The sequence below is a fragment of the Streptomyces sp. NPDC104309 genome (assembly GCF_055584025.1).
Genome location: NZ_JBVJMV010000003.1, coordinates 251,170 through 272,134, shown reverse-complemented (window position 1 = coordinate 272,134; position 20,965 = coordinate 251,170). Strand labels below are relative to the sequence as shown.

Genomic DNA, 20,965 nt, shown 5'->3' with positions numbered 1-20,965 from the left:
GCGGGTAGGCTCGTAAGCAAGATGACAGAGGACCTCTCACCAGCTGAGCGATACCAGGCTTCTCGGATCCGCGCCGCCGAGCTGGCCACCGCACTCGCGCCCTTCCGCGAGCTGTACGAGTTCGATCTGGATCCCTACCAGATCGAGGCATGTGAGGCGCTGGAAGCCGGCAAGGGGGTGCTCGTCGCCGCCCCTACCGGTTCGGGCAAGACGATCGTCGGCGAGTTCGCGGTGCACCTCGCCCTCGAACAGGGCCGCAAGTGTTTCTACACCACCCCCATCAAGGCTCTGTCCAACCAGAAGTTCACCGATCTGGTCAAGCGCTACGGACCCGACAAGGTCGGTCTGCTGACCGGGGACAACAGCGTCAACGGCGATGCCCCCGTGGTCGTGATGACCACCGAGGTGCTGCGGAACATGCTGTACGCGGGCTCGCAGGCGCTGCGCGGCCTCGGCTATGTGGTGATGGACGAGGTGCACTACCTCTCCGACCGTTTCCGGGGCGCCGTCTGGGAGGAAGTGATCATTCACCTCCCGGACTCCGTGACCCTGGTGTCGCTGTCGGCGACCGTGTCCAATGCCGAGGAGTTCGGCGACTGGCTCGACACGGTCCGCGGTGACACCGAGGTCATCGTCTCCGAGCACCGCTCCGTGCCGCTCTGGCAGCACGTGCTCGCGGGCCGCCGGATGTACGACCTCTTCGAGGAGGAGACCGACCACGGCGGCCGGGGCACGGGGCGCCGTGAGGTCAACCCCGACCTCGTGCGGCTCGCCCGGATGGAGAACCAGCGGGGATACAACCCGCGTGAACGCCGCCGCGGCAAGATGGTCCGTGAGGCGGACCGTGAGCGCGAGCGGCGCCAGCGCAGTCGGATCTGGACCCCGGCCAGGCCCGAGGTCATCGACCGGCTGGACGCCGAGGGGCTGCTCCCCGCCATCACCTTCATCTTCAGCCGGGCCGGCTGCGAGGCCGCCGTGCAGCAGTGTCTGCACGCCGGACTGCGGCTCAACGACGAGGACAAGCGCCGCCTGGTCCGCGAGATAGTCGAGGAGCGGACGGCGTCCATCCCCGGCGAGGATCTCCACGTCCTGGGCTACTACGAATGGCTCGAAGGGCTGGAGCGGGGCATCGCCGCGCACCACGCGGGCATGCTGCCCACCTTCAAGGAAGTCGTCGAGGAACTGTTCGTACGAGGCCTCGTCAAGGCCGTCTTCGCGACGGAGACCCTCGCCCTCGGCATCAACATGCCCGCGCGCTCGGTCGTCCTGGAGAAGCTCGTCAAGTGGAACGGCGAGCAGCACGCCGACATCACTCCCGGCGAGTACACGCAGCTGACCGGCCGGGCCGGGCGGCGCGGCATCGATGTCGAAGGTCATGCGGTGGTGCTGTGGCAGCGCGGCATGGACCCCGGGGCGCTGGCCGGACTCGCGGGCACGCGCACGTATCCGCTGCGCTCCAGCTTCCGCCCCTCGTACAACATGGCCGTCAATCTGGTGCATCAGTTCGGGCGGCACCGTTCGCGCGAGCTGCTGGAGACCTCCTTCGCGCAGTTCCAGGCCGACCGGTCCGTGGTCGGGATCTCCCGGCAGGTCCAGCGGAACGAAGAGGGACTGGAGGGGTACCGGGAGGGCATGACCTGCCACCTCGGTGACTTCGAGGAGTACGCGCGACTGCGCCGCGACCTCAAGGAGCGGGAGAACGAGCTCGCCAAGCAGGGCGCGTCGCAGCGGCGGGCCGCCGCCTCGGCGTCCCTGGAGAAGCTCAAGCCCGGCGATGTCATTCATGTGCCCACCGGAAAGTTCGCCGGACTGGCACTGGTCCTCGACCCGGGGCTGTCCGCGGGACGCACCAACGGGCACGGGCACCGCGGGCTCGAATACCACGACGGGCCGCGGCCGTTGGTGCTGACCGCGGAACGTCAGGTCAAGCGGCTCGCCTCCATCGACTTCCCCGTTCCGGTGGCGGCCCTGGAACGGATGCGGGTGCCGAAGTCGTTCAACCCGCGCTCACCGCAGTCACGGCGCGATCTGGCCTCCGCGCTGCGGACCAAGGCCGGGCACCTGGTGCCCGAGCGGCACCGCAAGGAGCGCTCCGCCGCGGCCGACGACCGTGAGATCGCCCGCTACCGGGCAGAGTTGCGCGCACATCCCTGTCACGGCTGCGACGAGCGTGAGGACCACGCGCGATGGGCCGAGCGCTACCACCGGCTGCAGCGCGACACCAGGCAGCTGGAGCGGCGGATCGAAGGGCGGACGAACACCATCGCCCGCACCTTCGACCGGATCGTCGCGTTGCTCACCGAGCTCGACTACCTGCGCGGCAATGAGGTTACCGAGCACGGGCGGCGGCTCGCACGGCTCTACGGCGAGCTGGATCTGCTGGCGAGCGAGTGCCTGCGGGCCGGGGTGTGGGAGGACCTGAATCCCGCCGAACTCGCGGCGTGCGTCTCGGCGTTGGTGTACGAGGCGCGGCAGGCCGATGACGCGGTGGCGCCCAAGCTGCCGTCCGGGCCCGCGAAGACGGCGTTGGGCGAGATGGTCCGGATCTGGGGCCGGCTCGATGCCCTGGAGGAGGAATTCAAGATCAACCAGGCGGAGGGGGTCGGGCAGCGCGAACCCGATCTGGGGTTCGCCTGGGCCGTCTACATGTGGGCGTCGGGACGGACGCTGGACGAGGTGCTGGGCGAGGCGGACATGCCGGCCGGGGACTTCGTGCGGTGGTGCAAGCAGGTGATCGACGTGCTGGGACAGATCGCGGCCGCGGCCCCGCGCGAGGGGAGTTCCGTGGCGCGGAGCGCGCGCAAAGCGGTGGACGCGGTGTTGCGGGGGGTCGTGGCCTACAGCTCTGTGGGGTGAGGCCCCACAGAGCGCGGCGTGGCGGGGCGGGGCCGGACGCGTGGGTGAGCCGGCGGGCGACCTGTCTCGCCGGGCGAGCGGGAGGGCCGGGAGGTGCCGGCCGGGGGCGGGCTTCGCCGGGCCGTCCGGCACCTGCGGTACTACGCGGCTGTGCGGGCCGTCCGGCACCTGCGGTACTACGCGGCTGTGCGGGCCGCGTCCCGCTTCGCCACCTCCTCGCGCACGATCGGGATGACATGCCGCCCGAAGTCGATGGCGTCGTCCAGCAGGTCGTAGCCGCGGGCGGACAGGATCTCCACGCCCAGGTCGTAGTAGTCGAGCAGCGCCTGCGCGACCGTCTCCGGGGTGCCCACCAAGGCCGTCGAATTGCCGGCCCCGCCCGTTTCCGCCGCGGTCGGCGTCCACAGGGCCCGGTCGTGGCGCTCCCCCTCGGCGGCCACCGCCAGGAGCCGTCGGGAGCCGGCGTTCTCCGGGATGTTCAGCGGGTGGCGGCGGCTCAGCGGCGTACCGGCCTTGCGGGCCTTGATCCGTGCCAGCGTTCGGTGGGCCTTCTCCCAGGCCAGTTCCTCGGTCGGGGCGATGATCGGCCGGAAGGCGACCTGGATCTTCGGTACGTCCGTACGGCCCGCCGCCTCCGCCGCCGCCTTCACCGACGCGATCTGCTCCGCCGTCCGGGCCAGCGGCTCGCCCCACAGGCAGTAGATGTCGGCCTCGGCGCCCCCGGCCGCGTACGCCGCCGGTGAGGAACCCCCGAACGAGACACGCGGATGCGGCTGCTGCACGGGGAAGGTGTCGCTCACGAAGTCGTCGAAGCGGTAATGCGTGCCCTCATGGTCGAAGGGTTCGTGCGAGGTCCATGCCTTCTTGATGATCTGGATGGCCTCACGGGTGCGCGCGTACCGCTCGTCCTTGGTGAGGAAATCGCCCTCGCGCTGCTGCTCGTGGTCGTTGCCGCCGGTGATGAAGTGCACGGCGAGACGGCCGTCGCTGATCCGGTCCAGGGTCGCGAAGGTCTTGGCCGCGAACGTCGGGTACGAGACGTTGGGGCGGTGCGCGACCAGGATCTGGAGCGTCTCGGTTCGCGCCGCGACGTAGGCCGCGGCCGGGGACGGATCGGGGGAGCCGGACCCGTAGGCGAACAACACCCGGTCCCAGCCGTGGTCCTCGTGCGCGCGGGCCAGTTCGAGCGTGTACTCCTTGTCGAAGGACGCCCCGGAGCGGGGTGTCACCTCGGAACCTTCGTTGGTTGCTGCGATGCCGAGAAACTCGACGGGCATGGCAAAGCCTCATCTCGTGCTGCGGGAACCCGGTCGTGTGAAGTGCTGACGTCGGAGCTGTCAGGAACAACACGAGGCGGACCACACTCGACCGAAGTCGATGTGGTCACGGGTGACCAGCCGCAGCTGAGGGCGCATCTGCCCAGTGGAACAGGCGTGTTGGTGCCACGTCAACCGCTTCCGGTGTGAACGGCCCGGGTACGCCCGTCGGAGCTCGGGTTTCGTTTGGATCGGGCCGGATCAGGGAGCGGGGTCCGGTGCCGTGGACCGCGAGGCGGAGAAGGGAGGCATGGCGACCGACGACAACGCGGCGAGGCGCGGCGCCGGGGCACGCGAGCCCGGCCTGATCCAAACGAGCGGCCCCAGGGGGATCGCGGGTGTCAGGGGCCGGCGGCCGGCGGTGCGGACGGCTAGACGGGGCGCGTGGACAGGCCCGCGCGACAGGCCAGTTGGAGTGCGAGCCGGACATCCGGCTCGTTCAGATCGGCACCCGTGAGCTGGACGATCTTGCGGATGCGGGCGCCCACCGCGTTCCGGTGCAGATGCAGGGCCTCCGCCGCACGGGCGGGCGAGTTGTTGTGGTCCAGGTACCCCTGGAGCGTGCGCAGTAGTGGTTCTGCCCGCTCCGGACCCAACGCCAGTACCGGGGCGAGGAGTTCGGCCACCGCCTCGCGCGCCGTGTCCGAGGCGTACCACTCCAGCAGCATCCGGTCGAGGCCCACCGCGTCATGCGCGGCCACCGCGGGCCCCGCGCCGCGCGGTACGACCGCGCGGGCCTCACGGGCGGAGGTGCGGATGCCCAGCGGTCCCCGGTGCGGCGAGCCCACACCGCATCTCAGCCCGGCCTCCGGACGCAGTCCGGCCAGCCGGTCCACCACACGCCGGGCGCGGGCCGAAGTGGCGTGCCGCCCGTCCGCCCCCGGATCGGCGGGCCAGGTGCTCAGCAGGACGAGGGCGTCGTCGACCAGGGCGGCGTTCCACTGAACGGTGTCCGTGGGCGGGGACGCGGGCGCGCCGGGAAGCGTCGCCGGCCGGTCCCAGGTCCGCAGGAGGGTCAGCGCCTGGGACATCACCGCGTCCAGGGTCTTCGGCCGGTCCGTCGCGTCGAGACCGCCCGCCTCCACCCGCAGCGCGATGTGCCAGCCGTCCACGGGCAGCGCGAGCGCCCGCCCCCGCGCGGCCAAACGGGCGGCCTGGTCCTGCGGCGCCACGAGCAGCTCGGCCAGCAGCCGACCGCGGGAGCGCACAGGGACGTCGCCGTGGCCGCCGCCCGCCGCCGCGAGGGCCGCCAGCGCGAGGACGGAGCGCACCGCCGCTCCCGCGTGACCGGGGCGGGCCGGGGCCGCGAGCCGGATCTCGCCGTCCGGGCCCGCGGCGGCGGCACCCTCTTCGCCCGGACCCGCTGCCCGCAGCTCCACCGGTACGCCGAGGGCGCGGGCCGCCGCCGCGGCCACCCGGTCCGGGTCACCCGCGACGGTCGTCACCTCCCGCGCCGCTGCGGCGACCCGGGCCAGCGCGTCGGCCGCGGACCCGGCCACCGCCCGCTCCACGGCCACCACGAGCGCGGCGAGATCCCCGTCCGTGTACAGCACCGCGACGCGGCCCCGCTCGGCGAGCGCCCGCGCCGTGGCCGTCACCTCGGCGGGCAGCCCGTGGGGTGCCTGCGTCACGCCGGTCAGGACCAGCGCGGCGGCCCCGGCCGCCGCCGCGTCCCGCACCGCCACATCCAGCAGATGCCCCGGCACCGGCGTCAGCAGCACGGCGATCGTCCCGGCGGGCATGGCGGCGAGCCGGTCCGGGCGCGGCTCCAGGCGCACTCCCGTGACCTCCACCGCGTCGAGCGGGCCCACCAGCGGGCGGACCTCGTCGAGTCCGGGGGAGGAGAGGAGTTCCAGGATGCTCGGCATGCATCCAGTGTGCCGGACGCACATCGACCCGCTCAATCATGGGCCGCTGGCCCATTCGGGGCGCGATCCGTCTCCCTAGGCTGGATTCATGAACGTGGACGCCGGAGCACTCGCCGACTTCGCGCGGGGCTGTGCCGTCCTGGGATCAGGGGGCGGCGGACCCGCCGATGTGACCCTTCCCGTCGCCGGACAGGCGATCGAGGAGTGCGGTCCGGTGTCCGTCGTCGATCCGGCCACGCTGCCCCCGGACGCGCTCGTCATGCCCGTCGGGCTCGTGGGTTCGCCCGCGGTCGCCGCCGAGCGGATCGGCGGCCGGGACGAGCCCGCACGCCTGCGCGCCCGCTTCGAGGCGCTGCACGGTGCGCCGGTGACCGCGGTGATGAGCAGCGAGATCGGCGGCCTCAACGGCTGCGTGGCCGTCGCCTGGGCGGCCCGGCTGGGTCTGCCGCTGCTCGACGCCGACTCGATGGGTCGCGCCTTTCCCCGCATGGACCAGAACGTTCTGGAACTCGCCGGGCTGCGCCCGGGACCGGCCGTCCTCGCCGACGAACACGGCCACACCGTCGTCGTCGACGAGGTGGACGGCGCGCACCTCGAACAGTTCGCCCGCGCCGCCGTCGACGCCTTCGGCGGGCGTGCCGCCTCCACCGACTATCCCCTCACCGCAGGGCAGGCGGCCCGGTACGCCGTCGCCGGATCGGTCACGCGCGCACTCGCCCTCGGCCGCGGTGAGGGGCCCGCACCGCTGCTCACCGGCAAGGTCTCCTCGGTCCGCAGATACGCCACCGAGGACGCCGACGGCGACGACGCGACGGGCGTCCTGCTGGAGGGCGCGGGCCCCGACGCGGGACGGCTGGTGCTCGTCGAGGCCCGCAGCGAATTCGTCGCGGCCCTGGAGGACGGCACACCGCTCGCCGTCGTGCCGGACGTGATCGCCCTGGTCGACGTGACGACGGGCTGGGCCGTCCCGGTCGAGGAGGTCCGCTACGGTCTGCGCGTCCATCTCGTCACGATGTCCTCCGCCCCGGCCTGGTACACACCGAACGGCCTGCGCCTGGCGGGTCCGTCCGCCTTCGGCCTCGAAGGCCTCGAAGGACTCGGGGCCGACGGCGGGTCCGGTGGTTCCGCAGGGCCCCGTGGACGGCTACGGGACGGCTCTTCGCGCACCGACGACGGCCCCTCGCGGGGAGGCACCCCGTGATCCTCGGAGTGGATGTCGGACCCACCAACACCGATGCCGTCCTCCTCGACGGCGACCGGGCGGTACGGGCCGTCAAGGTGCCCTCGATCCCCGGTGACGCCGTCGGGTCGCTCGCCGCCGCCGTCGGTGCGCTGCCCGCCGAACCGCGCCGCCGGGCCACCCAGCTCGCGGTGGGTCTGCGGGTCGCCGCCCGCGCGGTGCGGGAGCGGGACGGACTGGCCCGGGTCGGAGTGCTGCGCGTCGGGGGCTCCGCGGCCGATGCCGTGCGGCCGTTGTTCGGCTGGCCCGAGGCGCTGCGCGACGCCGTGTGCGCGGGCACCGCGAACGTCGCGGGGGGCGGGGGCCTCGCACCGCGTGACACCACACCGCTCGACCGGGACGCCGTCGCCCGGTTCGGCGGGGCGCTCGCGGGCCGTGCCGACGCCTTCGCCGTCACCGCCGTGTTCTCGCCCGTCGACGGCAGCCAGGAGCGGGAGGCCGCGGAGATCCTGCGTGCCGAGACGGGCCCGGACACGGCTGTTCTGCTCTCCAGCGACGTCGGCACCCTCGACCTGCTGGCCCGCGAGAACGCCACGGTCCTCGACGCGGCGCTGTCCGTGCTCGTGGCGCGGGTCGCCGACGAACTGACCGCCACCCTGCCGGGCCTCGGCCTCGCCCCCGGTGCCGCTGTCCTCGTCACCCGCAGCGACGGCACGCTGATGAGCCTGGAGTATCTGCGCCGCCAGCCCGGACTCAGCCTGGGCAGCGGCCCGGCCTGCACCATCCGCGGCGCCGGACTCCTGGCCGGACTCCGTGACGCCGTGGTCGCCGACATCGGTGAACTCCGCGCCCGGGTCGGCGCCCTGACCGGCGGCTACCCGCAGGAAGCCGGTCCCGGCGAGCGCATCGGCGGCGTCCCGGTCACCCTGCGCTTCCCCGATCTGATCACCGTGGGCGCCGACGCACACCGCGAACTGGCCGAGGCGGCCGACCGGATGCGCCCCGCGGCCGGCCTCCTCCCGCTGATCCTGGTCGGCGGCGGCGCGGGCGGCGTGCCCGGCCGCGTCCTCACCGGATTCGACGTCGTACGGCCCGAACACGGCGGCGTCGCCGGCGCGTTCGGCGCGGCGGCCAGCCCGGTCGGCGGGCAGTACGACCGCATCGTCCGCCGGGGGCCCGGCCGCCGCCTCGACGCCGTGCGCGACGAGGTGCGGGACCTGGCCCGCGCCGGTGCCGTACGGGCCGGGGCCGATCCCCGGCGCGTGCACACCCATGCGGAACCGGACCTGCCGGTGCCCTATCTGCCGGGCGCGGTGCTCCTTCGCGCACGAGCCGCAGGACCGCCGCTCCCGCTCTGAACCCCGCTCCCCACCCTCGTTCTCTCCTCTTCGGAGCAGCCCGGTGCCGTGCTGCTGCGCCCTCCTGCCCGCCCCGCCCACCCGAGGACCGTCCCCATGACCCAGCAGTTCGATGTGCATCCACAGCCATCCGCGCACCAGCAGCCGGAGCGACAGGAGTCGCAGGCGGACGACGACTACCCGCTGGAGCGGGTGCCGCGCGCGGCCCGCTACTCCTGGTTCAACGTCGCCGTGCAGCGTTTCGGTCAGCTCTCCGACCTGACGCAGTTCCTGCTGGGCGCCGCGCTCGGCGCCGGGCTCTCCTTCTGGGGCGCGTTCTGGGCGTTCACGCTCGGCTCGGTGATCCTGGAGATCGTCTGCATCTTCGTCGGCATCGCCGGTATGCGGGAGGGCCTGTCCACCTCGATGCTGGTCCGCTGGACCGGCTTCGGACGCTATGGCTCCACCCTCATCGGACTCGTCATCGCGGTCAGCCTGTTCGGCTGGTTCGGTGTGCAGACGGCCGTGTTCGCGGCCGGGCTGCACTCCATCGTCCCCGCGCTGCCCGTCTGGGCGTGGTGCCTGATCTGCGGACTCGGGGTCACCGCGCTCGTGCTGCGCGGCTTCCGCGCCATGGGCTGGACCGCGTTCGTCACCGTCCCCGCCTTCCTGGGCCTGGCGGGCTGGGCGATGATGGTCGAGTTCTCCCGGCACAACATCGGCGATCTGGTGGCGTCCGCGCCGTTCGGCGCCCACATGTCCATCGCCACCGGCGCGACCATAGTCGCCGGCTCGTACATCGTCGGCGCCGTCACCACGCCCGACATGACCCGCTTCAACCGCAACACCGGCGATGTCGTCAAGCAGACCGTCGTCGGCATCAGCCTCGGCGAGTACGTCCTGGGCCTCGGCGGCGTGCTGCTCGCCTACGCGGTGAAGTCCTCCGACCTGATCGCCATCATCACGTCCTCCTCCGGCGTCATCGGCGTCATCGTCCTGGTCTCCGCCACCGTGAAGATCAACAACTGGAATCTGTACTCGTCCTCCCTCGGCCTGATCGGCGCTGTCGAGGCGCTCTTCAAGGTCCGGCTGAACCGGGTCGGTACGACCGTCACGATCGGCGTGCTCGGCAGCTTCGCCGCCGCGGCCGGAATCCTGGACCGTTTCACCGACTTCCTGACGGTGCTCGGCGTCCTCACCCCGCCGGTCGCCGGGATCATGGTCGCCGAGTACTTCGTGGTGAAGAAGTGGCGTCCGCAGCTCGACGCGTCCCGCTCCCTGGGACGGCTGCCCGAGACGGAACCCAGCTGGGTTCCGGCCACGATCGTCCTGTGGGCCGCCTCCTCCCTGTTCGGCTGGCTCGGGGACCACTACCAGTGGTGGGGGATCCCGGCACTCAACTCCCTGCTGCTGGCCGGGCTCGGCTATGTCGTCCTCGGCAAGCTCGGCCTGGTGCGCGGCGCCCGGGAACTGCCGTTCGACCAGCCCGCACGCCCTGCCGCGGCGATCGAGGCGGAAGCGGGCACGGCCTGGTCGTCGAAGGCCACCGCCTGACCCGTACGCCCCACTCGAAACCCCACCCCCTACGAAAGACGGACACACCATGCGCATCGGAATCGACGTCGGAGGCACCAACACCGACGCCGCCCTCCTGGGGGACGACGACCGGATCATCGCGACCGCGAAGACCCCCACCACCTCCGACATCACCTCCGGCGTCACCGCGGCGATCCGGGCGCTCGACCCGCCGATGGACTCCGTCGACGCCGTCATGATCGGCACCACCCACTTCCTCAACGCCCTGATCGAGGGCGCCCGCCTCGCACCCGTCGCCGCCGTACGCCTCGGCCTGCCCGCGACGGCCGCTCTGCCGCCGATGACCGACTGGCCCGAGCGCCAGCGGGCGGCCGTCGGCGGACACGGCTATCTCTGCCACGGCGGACGGGAGTTCGACGGACGGCCGCTGTCGCCGCTCGACCCGGAGGAACTGAAGCGCACCGCCGCCGACATCGCCGCGCGCGGACTGACCTCGGTGGCCGTCTCGTCCGTGTTCTCCCCGGTCGCCGAGGACGACGAACGCCGGGCCGCCGAGATCCTGGGCGCGGAGCTGGGACCCGGCGTCCACTTCTCGCTCTCGCACGAACTGGGCAGGGTCGGGCTGCTGGCCCGCGAGAACGCCACGATCATCAACGCGGCCCTGCGGGACCTGGCGACCGCGATCGTGGAGTCCTTCGCCAAGTCGCTCGCCGAGGTCTCGCTGACCGCCCCGTTCTTCCTGTCGCAGAACGACGGCACCCTGATGGACGTGGACTTCGCCCGCGCCTACCCGGTGGCGACCTTCGCCTCCGGACCCACCAACTCGATGCGCGGCGCCGCGTTCCTCTCCGGTCTCGGCGACTGCGCGGTCGTGGACGTCGGTGGTACGACGGCGGACGTCGGCATACTGGCCGGCGGCTTCCCGCGCGAGGCGGCGGGCGAGAGCGAGGCCGCGGGCATCCGCACCAACTTCCGTATCCCCGACGTCCTCTCACTCGGCATCGGCGGCGGATCCCTGGTGGCGCCCGACGGTGAGACGGGCCCCCGCTCGGTCGGCTTCCGGCTCACCGAGGAGGCGCTCGTCTTCGGCGGCAGCACCCTGACGGCGACCGACCTCGCGGTCGCGGCGGGCCGCGCCGACATCGGCGACCGCTCGCGTGTCGCCCACCTGGACCGTGAGTTCACCGCCCGCGCCCTCGACCGGATCGCCGAGCGGCTGGCCGAGACCGTCGACCGGATGCGTACCTCGGCGGGCCCGCTGCCGGTCGTCGCGGTGGGCGGCGGCAGCGTGCTGGTGCCCTCGGCCCTGCCCGGCTTCGACGATGTGCGCCGCCCCGGCCACTTCGACGTCGCCAACGCCGTGGGCGCCGCCATCGCCCAGGTCGGCGGAGAGGTGGACCGGGTCTTCCAGGTCCCCGAGGGGCGTCGGGACTCCGTACTCGCCGAGGCCCGCGAGGAGGCCGTGGCGCGGGCCGAGAGCGCGGGCGCCAGGCCCGGCACGGTCCGCATCGTCGACGTGGAGGAGGTGCCGCTCGCCTATCTGCCGGGCGGCGCGACCCGCATCCGGGTCAAGGCGGTCGGGGACCTCGACCTGAACGGCATCGGCAACACCCACGCCCCGGCCGGGGCGCGCGAGACCCATGGAGCAGCGTCACATGCGTGAGATCAACCTCGACAACCTGGACGACATCGCGCGCGGCGCGGGCATCCTCGGCACCGGCGGGGGCGGCGACCCGTACATCGGCAAGCTGCTGGCCCGGGAGGCCATCCGGGCATACGGCCCGGTCCGGCTCGTCGCCTTCGACGAGGTACCGGCCGACGCGACCGTCGTACCCGTCTCGGGCATGGGCGCGCCGACGGTGCTGCTGGAACGCGTCCCGGCCGGCGGCGAGGAAGTCGCGGCGCTGCGCGCCCTGGAGAAGCACATCGGCCGCTCCGCCACCCACATCGCACCGATCGAGGTCGGCGGTGTCAACTCCATGCTGCCCATCGCCTGCGCCGCCGAGGCGGGGCTGCCGCTGGTCGACGGCGATGCCATGGGCCGCGCGTTTCCCGAGGCGCAGATGGTGCTGCCCGGCCTGATCGGGGTGGCCAACACGCCGATGGCGCTCGCCGACGACAAGGGGAACAGCATCATCGTCGACGCCGTCTCCAACCACGCCGCCGAACGCATCGCCCGAGCCGTCTGCGTGGAGCTCGGCTGTCAGATCTCCAGCGCCGACACCGTGATGCGGGGGGACCAGCTCGCCGACGGTCTCGTCCCCGCCACGATGACGCTCGCCGAACGTCTCGGCGCGGCCGTCCGCGAGGCGCGCGCGGCGCACACCGACCCGGTGGGCGCGGCCCGTGCCATGCTGTCCGGCACCCATCTGCTGACCGGCAAGGTCGTCGACGTCAGCCGCCGCACCCAGGGCGGTTTCGCCCGCGGCGGCGCTCGCATCGAGGGCATCGGCGACGACGTGGGCCGGGTACTGGAACTCGGTTTCCAGAACGAGCACCTGCTCGCCACCCGCGACGGCGAGACGGTCGCCACCACGCCCGACCTCATTTGCGTGCTGGACACCGACACCGGTGACCCGGTGACGACGGAGGGCCTGCGCTACGGCCTGCGTGTCAGTGTCCTCGCGGCCCCCTGCGACCCGCGCTGGACCACCCCGGGCGGTCTGGCCCTCGCCGGGCCGCGGTACTTCGGGTACGACGTGGACTACCTCCCGTTCCGGCGGGCATGAGCACCCACGGACCCGGGCATCGGACCGGCGCCGCCGTTCCCGTCCGCCGACGGCCGGTCCGCTTCACGCGGACCGGCCGGGGCGCCTTGTCTCAGACCGTCTTCTTGCCGCTCTTCATCGAAACGGCCACGCAGACCAGACCCAGCAGCAGGGTCAGCCCGCCGATGATGACGTTGTTGAGGATGACGCCGAGGCCCGGACTGCTGCCGACGACCCACGTCGAGATGATCATCCAGGCACCGATGGCGCAGATGGCCCAGCTCAGGCCGTACATCCGCTCCGGCATGACGGTGAACCCGAGGCCCAGCGCCGCGATCGCGATACCCATGATCAGGTTGTGCGCCACGAGTGTGGGCTGAGTCGCCGTGAAGTGGAGCACCCAGGGCGAGATGGCGCAGTACAGACCGACGAGGAACACCGGTGCGTCCACGAGGGCCACGTCACGGCCACCGAGCATTCGGGCGTAGCGGTCGCGCATTTCGGAAACATCGGGGTGACCGGCCATGTCACGTTCACGGCCGGCGTGCGAGAGGTTCGACATGGGGTTCGTCTCCTTCGCTCGTGCAGACCTGACGTCCGTTCTGTGCGCTGAGCGGCCTGCATATCCATTCTGCGCTTATCTCACCCTTATGTGTAGATTCACGGCGCACGGATGTCCGTCGGATCCGCGAGGGGTGGTCCCGCGTCCAGCCGTCGGGCGAGGCTCGCCAGACCGGCAGTCCGCAGCACCCGGTCTCCATGTCCCGGCATCGGCACGTGCAGGGGCTCGGTCCAGCGCACCGGAATCGCGGCGAAGCCGTACACCGCCCCCGCCAGACCACCGGTCACCGCCGCGACCGTGTCCGTGTCACCACCGACGTCGACCGCCGCGGCCAGGGCGTTCTCGTACGTCCGGGTCGTGCGCAGCGCCCACAGCGCGGTGCCCAGGCACGGCCACACCGCACCGTTGAACTCCGTCGCCGCGTCCGGGTGCCAGCCGGGCGCGAGGACGGCGGCCCAGCGCTCACGGTGATCCTCGTGCACGCGGTCCAGGGCGCCCGGTACGGCGGCGAGCGGATCGCCGCCGTCCAGCGCCACCCGGATCAGCTCGTGCAGCACGGCGGTGCCCTCCCAGGCGGCCCGGTCGCCATGCGTCAGCGCGGCGATCCGCCGGGCGGCGTCCATCGTCGCCGGCTGCCCCGCCCGTGCGAAGTACACCGCCGGTGTCGCGGCCCGCATCAGCGAACCGTTGCCCGCCGCACGCCCGCCGGCCTGGAAGTGCAACGCCGCCGCGATGTCCCACGGATCACCGCTCGTCAGGACGGACTCGGTCTGCAGGCCGATGTCCTTCGGCTCACCCGCCGCCCATCGGCGAAACCGGCCGAACATGTCGGGGAGGTCGAGACCGCCCCGTTCCAGCAGGGAATCGGCGACCAGGACGGCCATCTGGGTGTCGTCCGTGGCCTCGCCCGGATCCCAGCCGCCGCCTCCGCACATGACGCCGACGCCGTCCGGGAAGCGGGTCGTGTACACGCCCGCGGGGCCGAATTCGAACGGCGCTCCCAGCGCGTCGCCCACCGCCGACCCGACGACGGCGCCCACCGCCCGATCCTGCCGGTCGACCGTACGGGGACGCTTCATCCGGCCAGCGTACGGAGCGCGGTCCACCGGCGTACCAGCCGGGGTGGCGCCTCGCTCCGCACCGGCGGTCCGCCGTGCGCACGGACCGAGGGGCGTCGGCGGGGACGGGCCGGTGTCCGCGCGGGGCCGAGGTGCTCGCGTCGGCCCCGCGCGGCGGCGCTCACCGCTTCGGGGGCATCAGGACCGTGTCGACGATGTAGACCGTGGCGTTCGCCGTCGGAACATTGCCGCAGACGACCTTCGAGGAGTCGTTCACGGTGTACGTCATGCCCGAACCGGACGTGGTCACCTTGCTCTTCTCCAGAGTGTCGAACGCCCCGTTCCCCAGCTGCTTCGGCGTCAGTTTCTGGCCCACCACGTGGTAGGTGAGCACCTTGGTGAGCGCGTTCTTGTCGGCGAGCAGCTTGTCCAGATCGGCCTTCGGGATCTTGGCGAAGGCGTCGTCGGTCGGTGCGAACACGGTGATGTTCCGCGCGTTGTTGAGCGTGTCGACCAGGCCGGCCTGCTTGACCGCGGCGACCAGGGTGGAGAGTGCCGGGTTGTGCGAGGCGGCCGTCGCGACCGGGTCCTTGGCCATGCCGGCGAAAGAGCCCGCGCCGTCCTTCGGCACGGACGAACAGGCCGGTCCGAAGGGCTCGTTCATGTTCATCGACTTGTCCGGCTCGGCCGACGGCGAGGACTTGGCCGGGCCGGCGGCGGAGCCGGCCGCGTCGTCCTTGGAGTCGCCGGAGCAGGCTGTCAGGGCCAGCGGCAGTGCGATCGCCGCGACCAGGGCTCCCGCGGCGCGACGGGCGTGAAGAGTCTTCATCTTGATCTCCTGTGAATAATGAATAATGAGCGATGAGTTGATTACCTGGAGTGACTGTTCTGGGATGTGGTGAGCCGCGATCCGCGGAGCGGATGACGCGGTGGGCGTGTGCCCCGGCTCAGGGCACGTCGACCACCACCGAGTGCCAGCCGGTCGCACCATTGGGTACGGTGCCGACGCGGTCGCCGGTCTGAGTGGCGCCGGTCCCGTCGGTGGCGCGGACCTCCAGGGTGTGCCGGCCGGAGGCGGCGGGCCACTCCCAGACCCACTGACGCCAGGTGTCATGGTTGTCCGCGGCGGCCAGCCGGGCCGTGTGCCAGTCCCCGCCGTCCACCCGGACCTCGACCCGGGAGATGCCCCGGTGCTGGGCCCAGGCGACCCCGGCCACCGGCACGACACCGGCCTTCGGGGAGGCGAACGGGCGGGGGGTGTCGATCCGTGACTCGGTCTTGATCGGCGCCTGCTGCGACCAGGACCGTTGGACCCAGTAGGCGTCGTAGGCATCGAACGTGGTGAGTTCGATGTCCTTGATCCACTTGCAGGCCGACACGTATCCGTACAGGCCGGGAACGACCATCCGGACCGGAAAGCCGTGCTCGAAGGGCAGCGGCTCGCCGTTCATGCCGAGAGCGAGCATCGCGTCGCGCCCGTCCATGACCGTTTCGACCGGTGTACCGATCGTCATGCCGTCGACGGAACGCGCCACGATCTGGTCGGCCGGACCGCCCTTCGACGGGGGGCGCACGCCCGCCTCGCGCAGCAGATCGGCCAGCCGAACACCGATCCACCGGGCGTTGCCGACCAAGGGTCCGCCGACTTCGTTGGACACACACGCGAGCGTGATGTCCCGCTCGATGATCTCGCGGCGCAGCACATCCTGGAAGCCGATCTCCAACGGCCGCGCGACACCCTTTCCGTGGATCCTCAGACGCCATGCGCCGGCGTCGACCTGGGGTACGACCAGCGCCGTGTCCACCCGGTAGAAGTCCTTGTTCGGGGTGATGAAGGAGCTCAGCCCCCGGATCCTGAGATCGGCGCCCGGCGGGATGGCCGGTGCGGCGGAATCGGGTACCGGGAGGACCAGGTTGTGACGTGAGGCCGCGGCCCCGGCCTGGACGGACGACGTGAGCCGCCGTCCCAGGAGTCCCGCGCCCGCCGAGGCCGCCGCCGCCGCGGTCGCCGCGACCACGAAGCCGCGCCGGTCGAAGGCGCCCTGCGGTTCCGCGTCCCTCTCCCCAGCCGCGGGAGAGGGACGCGGAACCGGTGCGAGCCGTCCGACCAGGAGATACAGCACTCCCGCGGCCACCACGGCACCCACCGACGAGGGCAGTGCGTCGGCGGGCGCGCCTTCCGGACGCCCCGCCGCCGACACCGCCCCGACCAGACCGAAGACCAGGACGGCAGCGGAACCGAGCCGCCGGTGCCGCAGCGCCAGCATCCCGATCCCCAGGGCGAAGAGCGCCAGCAGAACCAGAATGCCGAGCTGGAGCACCAGCTTGTCGGCGGTGCCGAAGTTCCTCACGGCGAAGTCCCTCACGGCCGGGGGAGTGCGGTCGATCACCGCACCGCCCACTGCCGTGACCGGTCCCGCCTCGGGACGTACGACGGCCGCGACCAGTTCGGCGACGGCCAGGGCGCAGAACCCGGCGATCAGACCGCTGAGCGCGGCGAGAGCGGCACGCGCCCGGCGGGACCGCCCGGACCGTGAGGCCCCGGCCTGCTGCGAATCGTCTCGATCTTCACTCACAACCGGCATTCGTCGCCGGCCGCCGGGCGGATTGGTCCGTCACTCGAATGGGTGTCAGTTTCTTCCGGCCAATCCGGCGGGCGAGCTGTGACGAACCACCACTGACCGGCATCCGGAAGGTGCCGGGGACGCGAGACCGTCCGATCGACGCGGACCGGAGCGGGGGAGCGGCACGGCAGTGCAGCGGAGACGGACAGCCGTGGTGGGCGGCGGGGTGGCCGGGCTGACCGCCGCGTACATCCTGCGCACCGCCCACGACATGACGCTGTTCGAGGCGGACGACCGGGGCGGCGAGCCGCCGTCAGTCCAGGCCCCGCGCCCGTTCGAACCGGGTCCGTGCCTCCGCCAGGTCGATGAGCGGATCCGGGTAGTCGATCGCGGCCCGGCGTGGGCCGGTCAGTTTCCACGGCTCATGGATCTCGCCGTCCGCGAGCCGGGCGAGTTCCGGCACCCAGCGGCGCACGTAGGCGCCGCTCGGATCGAACCGCTTGCCCTGGACCACCGGGTTCAGGATCCGGTTGGGACGGGTGTCGGTGCCGGTACCGGCGATCCACTGCCAGTTGAGCTGGTTGTTCGCCACGTCCCCGTCCACCAGCAGGTCCAGGAAGTGCCCGGCACCCACCCGCCAGTCCACGTACAGCGTCTTGGTGAGGAAGCTCGCCACCAGCATGCGTCCCCGGTTGTGCATCCAGCCCTCGTGCGCCAGCTGTCGCATCGCCGCGTCGACCACCGGATAGCCGGTGCGTCCCGTGCGCCAGGCCTCGACCTCGTCCTCGTCGGACCGCCAACGGTCGTGCCGTGGACGGTAGTCGTCCCGGGCGGCGTCCGGCCGGGCGGCGAGCACCTGGTGATGGAAGTCCCGCCATGCCAGCTGCCGCACGAACGCGTCGGAGCCCGGTCCGCCCCGCTGTCGCGCCCGGTCGATCACTTCCGCCGCCGAGAGACAGCCGAAGTGGAGATGGGGGGAGAGCCTGGAGGTCGCGTCGCCGGCCAGATCGTCGTGGCCGCTCTCGTAGTCGGCCAGGGGCCCGTTCAGCCAGGACGAGAGCAGCCGACGTCCGGCCCTCTCGCCGCCCCTGGCGAGCCCGGGGGAGACCCCGGCCACCTCGCCCCGGTCCGGCAACGGCTCGGACTTCATGCCTTCCGGCAGCCGCACCGCGCGCGGTGCGGCCAGTGTGCCCCGTACCCCGGCCGCCTGCCAACGGCGGAAGTACGGGGTGAACACCGCGTAGTGATCACGGCCCGCCGGGACGACCCGGCCGGGTGCGAGCGCGGTGACCACCGCGTCATGGACGTGCAGGGTGCAGCCGACGCCGGTCAGAGCCGCGCGCAGACGCTCCTCGCGCCGTATCGCGTACCCGCTCACCCCGCCCGCGATGTGCAGGCTGTGCGCGCCGGTCTCCGTGACCACGCCGAGGACGCCGGCCACGGCCTCCGCGTCGCGGACGATCAGCCGGCCACCGCGCCGGCGCAGCTCCGCGTCGAGATCGGCCAGGCAGTCGGCGAGGAACGCCCGCCGGTTCGGCGCGTCGAAGCCGGTGCGGCGAATGCCCGCGTCCCGTACGAAGAGGGGGACGACGCGGTCCGCGTCGCGCAGTGCGGCGTGCAGTACGGGGTTGTCGTGCAGCCGTAGATCCGAGGTGAACAGTGCCACCGAGACGGTCATGGTCGAGCACCTCTCAGCGAGTGGTGGGTCAGGCGGTCGGGAAGGTCAGCAGGGCCACCGGCGCGGATGTCGGTCGGGCGGACCCACCGGCCGGTTCCACGGTGATGCCTATGCCGGAGGCCCGGTCGACAGGGCCGTCCAGCAGCGTCGCGTACTGCGTCGTCGAGGTGTTCGCCGCCTTCATGAGGCCCGCGGAACGCATGGTGCCCGCGTCGTCGAACCACAGCTGGTACACCTTGCCGACGGGTGGTTCCCGCATGCCCGAGGCCAGGAGGACGGCGCGGTTCTCCTTCTCGGAGACGACCACGGTGCCCCTCGCCCCGCCCGCGAGCGTGCGGGACCCGGCACGGGCGTCCGGTGCTGCCAGGACTTGGGTCAGCTGCTCGTTCTGCCGCTGAGCGGCGCGGGCGTCCTGCCGGGCGCTGCGGGCCTCCTGGTGCTGCCACACGGCGATCCCGCCGAATCCGGCGGCGGCCGCCAGACACGCGGCGAGGGCGAACCTCGGCCACCGGCCCGTCCGGCTCGCGCTGCCCCCGGTGCGCGACCGCCGGGCGTCCGACGGCGACTCCTGCCGTACAGTGGCGATCTCCCGCAGCACCCGTTCGCGCAGGTCGCGAGGCGGGATTCCGGCCACCGCGAGCCCGAGCCGGGTAGCCGTCCCGGACAGTTCCCGTACCTCGACGGCGCAGGCCTGGCAGTCGCCGAGATGCCGTTCGAACTCGTCGCGCTCGGCGTCCGGCAGCGCGTGCAGCGCGTACGCCCCCGTCAGCGTGTGCAGTTCGGCGTTGCTCATGTGCTCACCCCGAGGCAGTCGCGCAGCCGGATCAGTCCGTCGCGCAGGCGTGTCTTGATCGTCCCGAGCGGTACGGAGAGCAACTCCGACACCTCGCGATACGTCAGCCCCCGGTAGTACGCGAGGGTCACGGACTGTCGTTGCAGTTCGGTCAGGGTCCGCATGCAGCGGCGGACCTGCTCGCGCTCCAGTCGGCTCTCGACCTGCTCGGTGACCTCGTCGAAGGCGGGCGTACGGTCCAGCAGCGCGGCCCTGTGCTCGCGGGCTGCCGACGCCTCGGCCGAGCGCACCCGGTCCACGGCCCGGCGATGGGCCAGCGTCAGCACCCAGTTCATCGCGCTGCCGCGGGCGGCCCGGAACCGAGGGGCCGTGCGCCACACCTCGACCAGCACCTCCTGCGCGACCTCCTCCGACTGGGCGGGATCGCGCAGCACGCTCCGCACCAGTCCGAGGACCGGCCCGCTGACCGCGTCGTACACCTTGGCGAAGGCGTCCTGGTCACCTCGGGCGACCATCCCCAGAAGCTCCTGGAGATCGGGCCCCGCCGAGGGCGCGGCGCCGATGTACACGGCTTCTTTCACGCGGGCTTCCTCCCTGATTGCGCGTCTGCTCCCCGGGTGATCCGGAGCCGACGGCGGCGCGGATTGGTCAGTGCGCGAAATCCTTCCACGCCGGCTTCATTTCGCGATACATCGTGGTTATCGCGTCCGGGTGAACGCGATATATTCGCTCACGAGTATTCGCTCACGGGTATTCGGTGACGAGGTGAAGGGCGGTGAGGGGGCGGGTGGCCAGACGGCGCAAGCTCGGCAACCCACTGGCGCTCACGGTCATGGTGCTGCTCGCCGAGCGCTCCATGCATCCGTACGAGATCGCCCAGACGCTGCGCCGACGCGGCAAGGAACACAGCGTCAAGATCAATTTCGGCTCGCTGTACACCGTCGTCCAGAACCTGGAGAAGCACGGTTACGTCGAGGTCGCGGGCGTTCAGCGACAGGGCAACCGCCCCGAGCGCACGCTCTACGGGATCACCGAGGCCGGGCGGGCGGAGATGCTCGACTGGCTCTCCGATCTGCTCGCCGTACCGGCCGCCGAGTATCCGGTCTTCGAGACGGCGCTCTCGCTTCTTCCGGTGCTGCCGCCAAAGGACGTGGCGGAGCTCATGGAGACCAGACAGGCGGCGCTGGCGGTCCACGCCGCGGCGCTCCGGGGAGTGCTCGGCCGGCCGGGGGAGAAGCTGCCCCGCGTCTTCGTCGTCGAGACCGAGTATCAGCTCCACATGATCGACGCCCAGCTGGAGTGGATCAAGAATTTTCACACGGAACTCACCGAGTCCACGATCAGCGGCATCGACGAGTGGAAGTCCTTCCACGAAACCGGTGAAGTCCCGCAGAACTGGCAGGTCCTGGACGAGCAGGAAATCGTCCTGGACCCGGAGCGGAAGGTCTGACGCAGGACCGAAGGACGAGAAAGACCCCGGTGGAAGCTGTTGGAGCAGCGACCGCCGGG

At 72.1% G+C, this 20,965-nt stretch carries 16 protein-coding genes and 1 pseudogene; 8 read left to right on the top strand and 9 right to left on the bottom strand.

Annotation, left to right across the window (positions count from 1 at the left end; genetic code table 11):
• Positions 1–21: 21 nt before the first annotated feature.
• Positions 22–2,856, top strand: coding sequence for a DEAD/DEAH box helicase (locus tag ACZ68L_RS05305; protein ID WP_469574316.1), 2,835 nt, complete (start codon positions 22–24; stop codon positions 2,854–2,856).
• A 176-nt stretch (positions 2,857–3,032) separates the two neighbouring features.
• Here the strand turns inward: ACZ68L_RS05305 and ACZ68L_RS05300 are convergent, their stop codons facing one another.
• On the bottom strand, positions 3,033–4,133 hold the full coding sequence (locus ACZ68L_RS05300; RefSeq protein ID WP_469574315.1) for an LLM class flavin-dependent oxidoreductase: 1,101 nt from the start codon (positions 4,131–4,133) through the stop codon (positions 3,033–3,035).
• A 410-nt stretch (positions 4,134–4,543) separates the two neighbouring features.
• Positions 4,544–6,040, bottom strand: a complete 1,497-nt coding sequence (locus ACZ68L_RS05295; protein WP_469574314.1) for a PucR family transcriptional regulator — start codon at positions 6,038–6,040, stop codon at positions 4,544–4,546.
• An 88-nt stretch (positions 6,041–6,128) separates the two neighbouring features.
• On the opposite strand from ACZ68L_RS05295, the gene ACZ68L_RS05290 reads away from it, so the two are divergent.
• From ACZ68L_RS05290 to ACZ68L_RS05270, 5 genes are all read left to right on the top strand, one after another.
• On the top strand, positions 6,129–7,241 hold the full coding sequence (locus ACZ68L_RS05290; RefSeq protein ID WP_469574313.1) for a DUF917 domain-containing protein: 1,113 nt from the start codon (positions 6,129–6,131) through the stop codon (positions 7,239–7,241).
• Positions 7,238–8,578 carry a hydantoinase/oxoprolinase N-terminal domain-containing protein gene (locus ACZ68L_RS05285; protein WP_469574312.1) on the top strand — a complete coding sequence of 447 codons (1,341 nt, stop codon included), beginning with the start codon at positions 7,238–7,240 and terminating at the stop codon, positions 8,576–8,578. Before ACZ68L_RS05290 ends, ACZ68L_RS05285 begins: the two co-directional genes overlap by 4 nt.
• A 96-nt stretch (positions 8,579–8,674) precedes the next feature.
• Positions 8,675–10,111, top strand: coding sequence for a purine-cytosine permease family protein (locus ACZ68L_RS05280; RefSeq protein WP_469574311.1), 1,437 nt, complete (start codon positions 8,675–8,677; stop codon positions 10,109–10,111).
• 49 nt (positions 10,112–10,160) lie between these two features.
• A complete protein-coding gene (locus tag ACZ68L_RS05275) occupies positions 10,161–11,756 on the top strand; it encodes a hydantoinase/oxoprolinase N-terminal domain-containing protein (protein WP_469574310.1) in 1,596 nt (531 codons plus the stop codon).
• Positions 11,749–12,822 carry a DUF917 domain-containing protein gene (locus tag ACZ68L_RS05270; protein ID WP_469574308.1) on the top strand — a complete coding sequence of 358 codons (1,074 nt, stop codon included), beginning with the start codon at positions 11,749–11,751 and terminating at the stop codon, positions 12,820–12,822. Before ACZ68L_RS05275 ends, ACZ68L_RS05270 begins: the two co-directional genes overlap by 8 nt.
• Before the next feature lie 91 nt (positions 12,823–12,913).
• Here the strand turns inward: ACZ68L_RS05270 and ACZ68L_RS05265 are convergent, their stop codons facing one another.
• The 4 genes from ACZ68L_RS05265 to ACZ68L_RS05250 form a co-directional block, all read right to left on the bottom strand.
• The gene (locus ACZ68L_RS05265; RefSeq protein WP_469574307.1) at positions 12,914–13,363 is read right to left on the bottom strand and encodes an SPW repeat protein; all 450 of its coding nucleotides are present in this window, start codon (positions 13,361–13,363) and stop codon (positions 12,914–12,916) included.
• 98 nt (positions 13,364–13,461) lie between these two features.
• A complete protein-coding gene (locus ACZ68L_RS05260; protein ID WP_469574306.1) occupies positions 13,462–14,442 on the bottom strand; it encodes an ADP-ribosylglycohydrolase family protein in 981 nt (326 codons plus the stop codon).
• A gap of 160 nt (positions 14,443–14,602) precedes the next feature.
• Positions 14,603–15,250 (bottom strand): fasciclin domain-containing protein, encoded by a 648-nt coding sequence (locus ACZ68L_RS05255; RefSeq protein ID WP_469574305.1) that lies wholly within the window; start codon positions 15,248–15,250, stop codon positions 14,603–14,605.
• 118 nt (positions 15,251–15,368) lie between these two features.
• Positions 15,369–16,997, bottom strand: a complete 1,629-nt coding sequence (locus ACZ68L_RS05250) for a molybdopterin-dependent oxidoreductase (RefSeq protein WP_469574303.1) — start codon at positions 16,995–16,997, stop codon at positions 15,369–15,371.
• 178 nt (positions 16,998–17,175) lie between these two features.
• On the opposite strand from ACZ68L_RS05250, the pseudogene ACZ68L_RS05245 reads away from it, so the two are divergent.
• Positions 17,176–17,289: pseudogene (locus ACZ68L_RS05245) on the top strand (FAD-dependent oxidoreductase); the annotation flags it as partial.
• Between the two features lie 9 nt (positions 17,290–17,298).
• Here ACZ68L_RS05245 and ACZ68L_RS05240 read toward each other — a convergent pair.
• The 3 genes from ACZ68L_RS05240 to ACZ68L_RS05230 are packed head-to-tail and all read right to left on the bottom strand — an operon-like array spanning position 17,299 to position 20,037.
• On the bottom strand, positions 17,299–18,663 hold the full coding sequence (locus ACZ68L_RS05240) for a cryptochrome/photolyase family protein (protein ID WP_469574302.1): 1,365 nt from the start codon (positions 18,661–18,663) through the stop codon (positions 17,299–17,301).
• A gap of 28 nt (positions 18,664–18,691) precedes the next feature.
• Entirely contained in the window at positions 18,692–19,456 is a 765-nt protein-coding gene (locus ACZ68L_RS05235) for an anti-sigma factor (protein WP_469574300.1), read from the bottom strand.
• A complete protein-coding gene (locus ACZ68L_RS05230) occupies positions 19,453–20,037 on the bottom strand; it encodes a sigma-70 family RNA polymerase sigma factor (RefSeq protein WP_469574299.1) in 585 nt (194 codons plus the stop codon). The genes ACZ68L_RS05235 and ACZ68L_RS05230 overlap by 4 nt, the downstream gene beginning before the upstream one ends.
• Positions 20,038–20,243: 206 nt before the next feature.
• Here ACZ68L_RS05230 and ACZ68L_RS05225 point away from each other — a divergent pair, with 206 nt between their 5' ends.
• The gene (locus ACZ68L_RS05225) at positions 20,244–20,906 is read left to right on the top strand and encodes a PadR family transcriptional regulator (RefSeq protein ID WP_469574298.1); all 663 of its coding nucleotides are present in this window, start codon (positions 20,244–20,246) and stop codon (positions 20,904–20,906) included.
• Positions 20,907–20,965 lie beyond the last annotated feature (59 nt).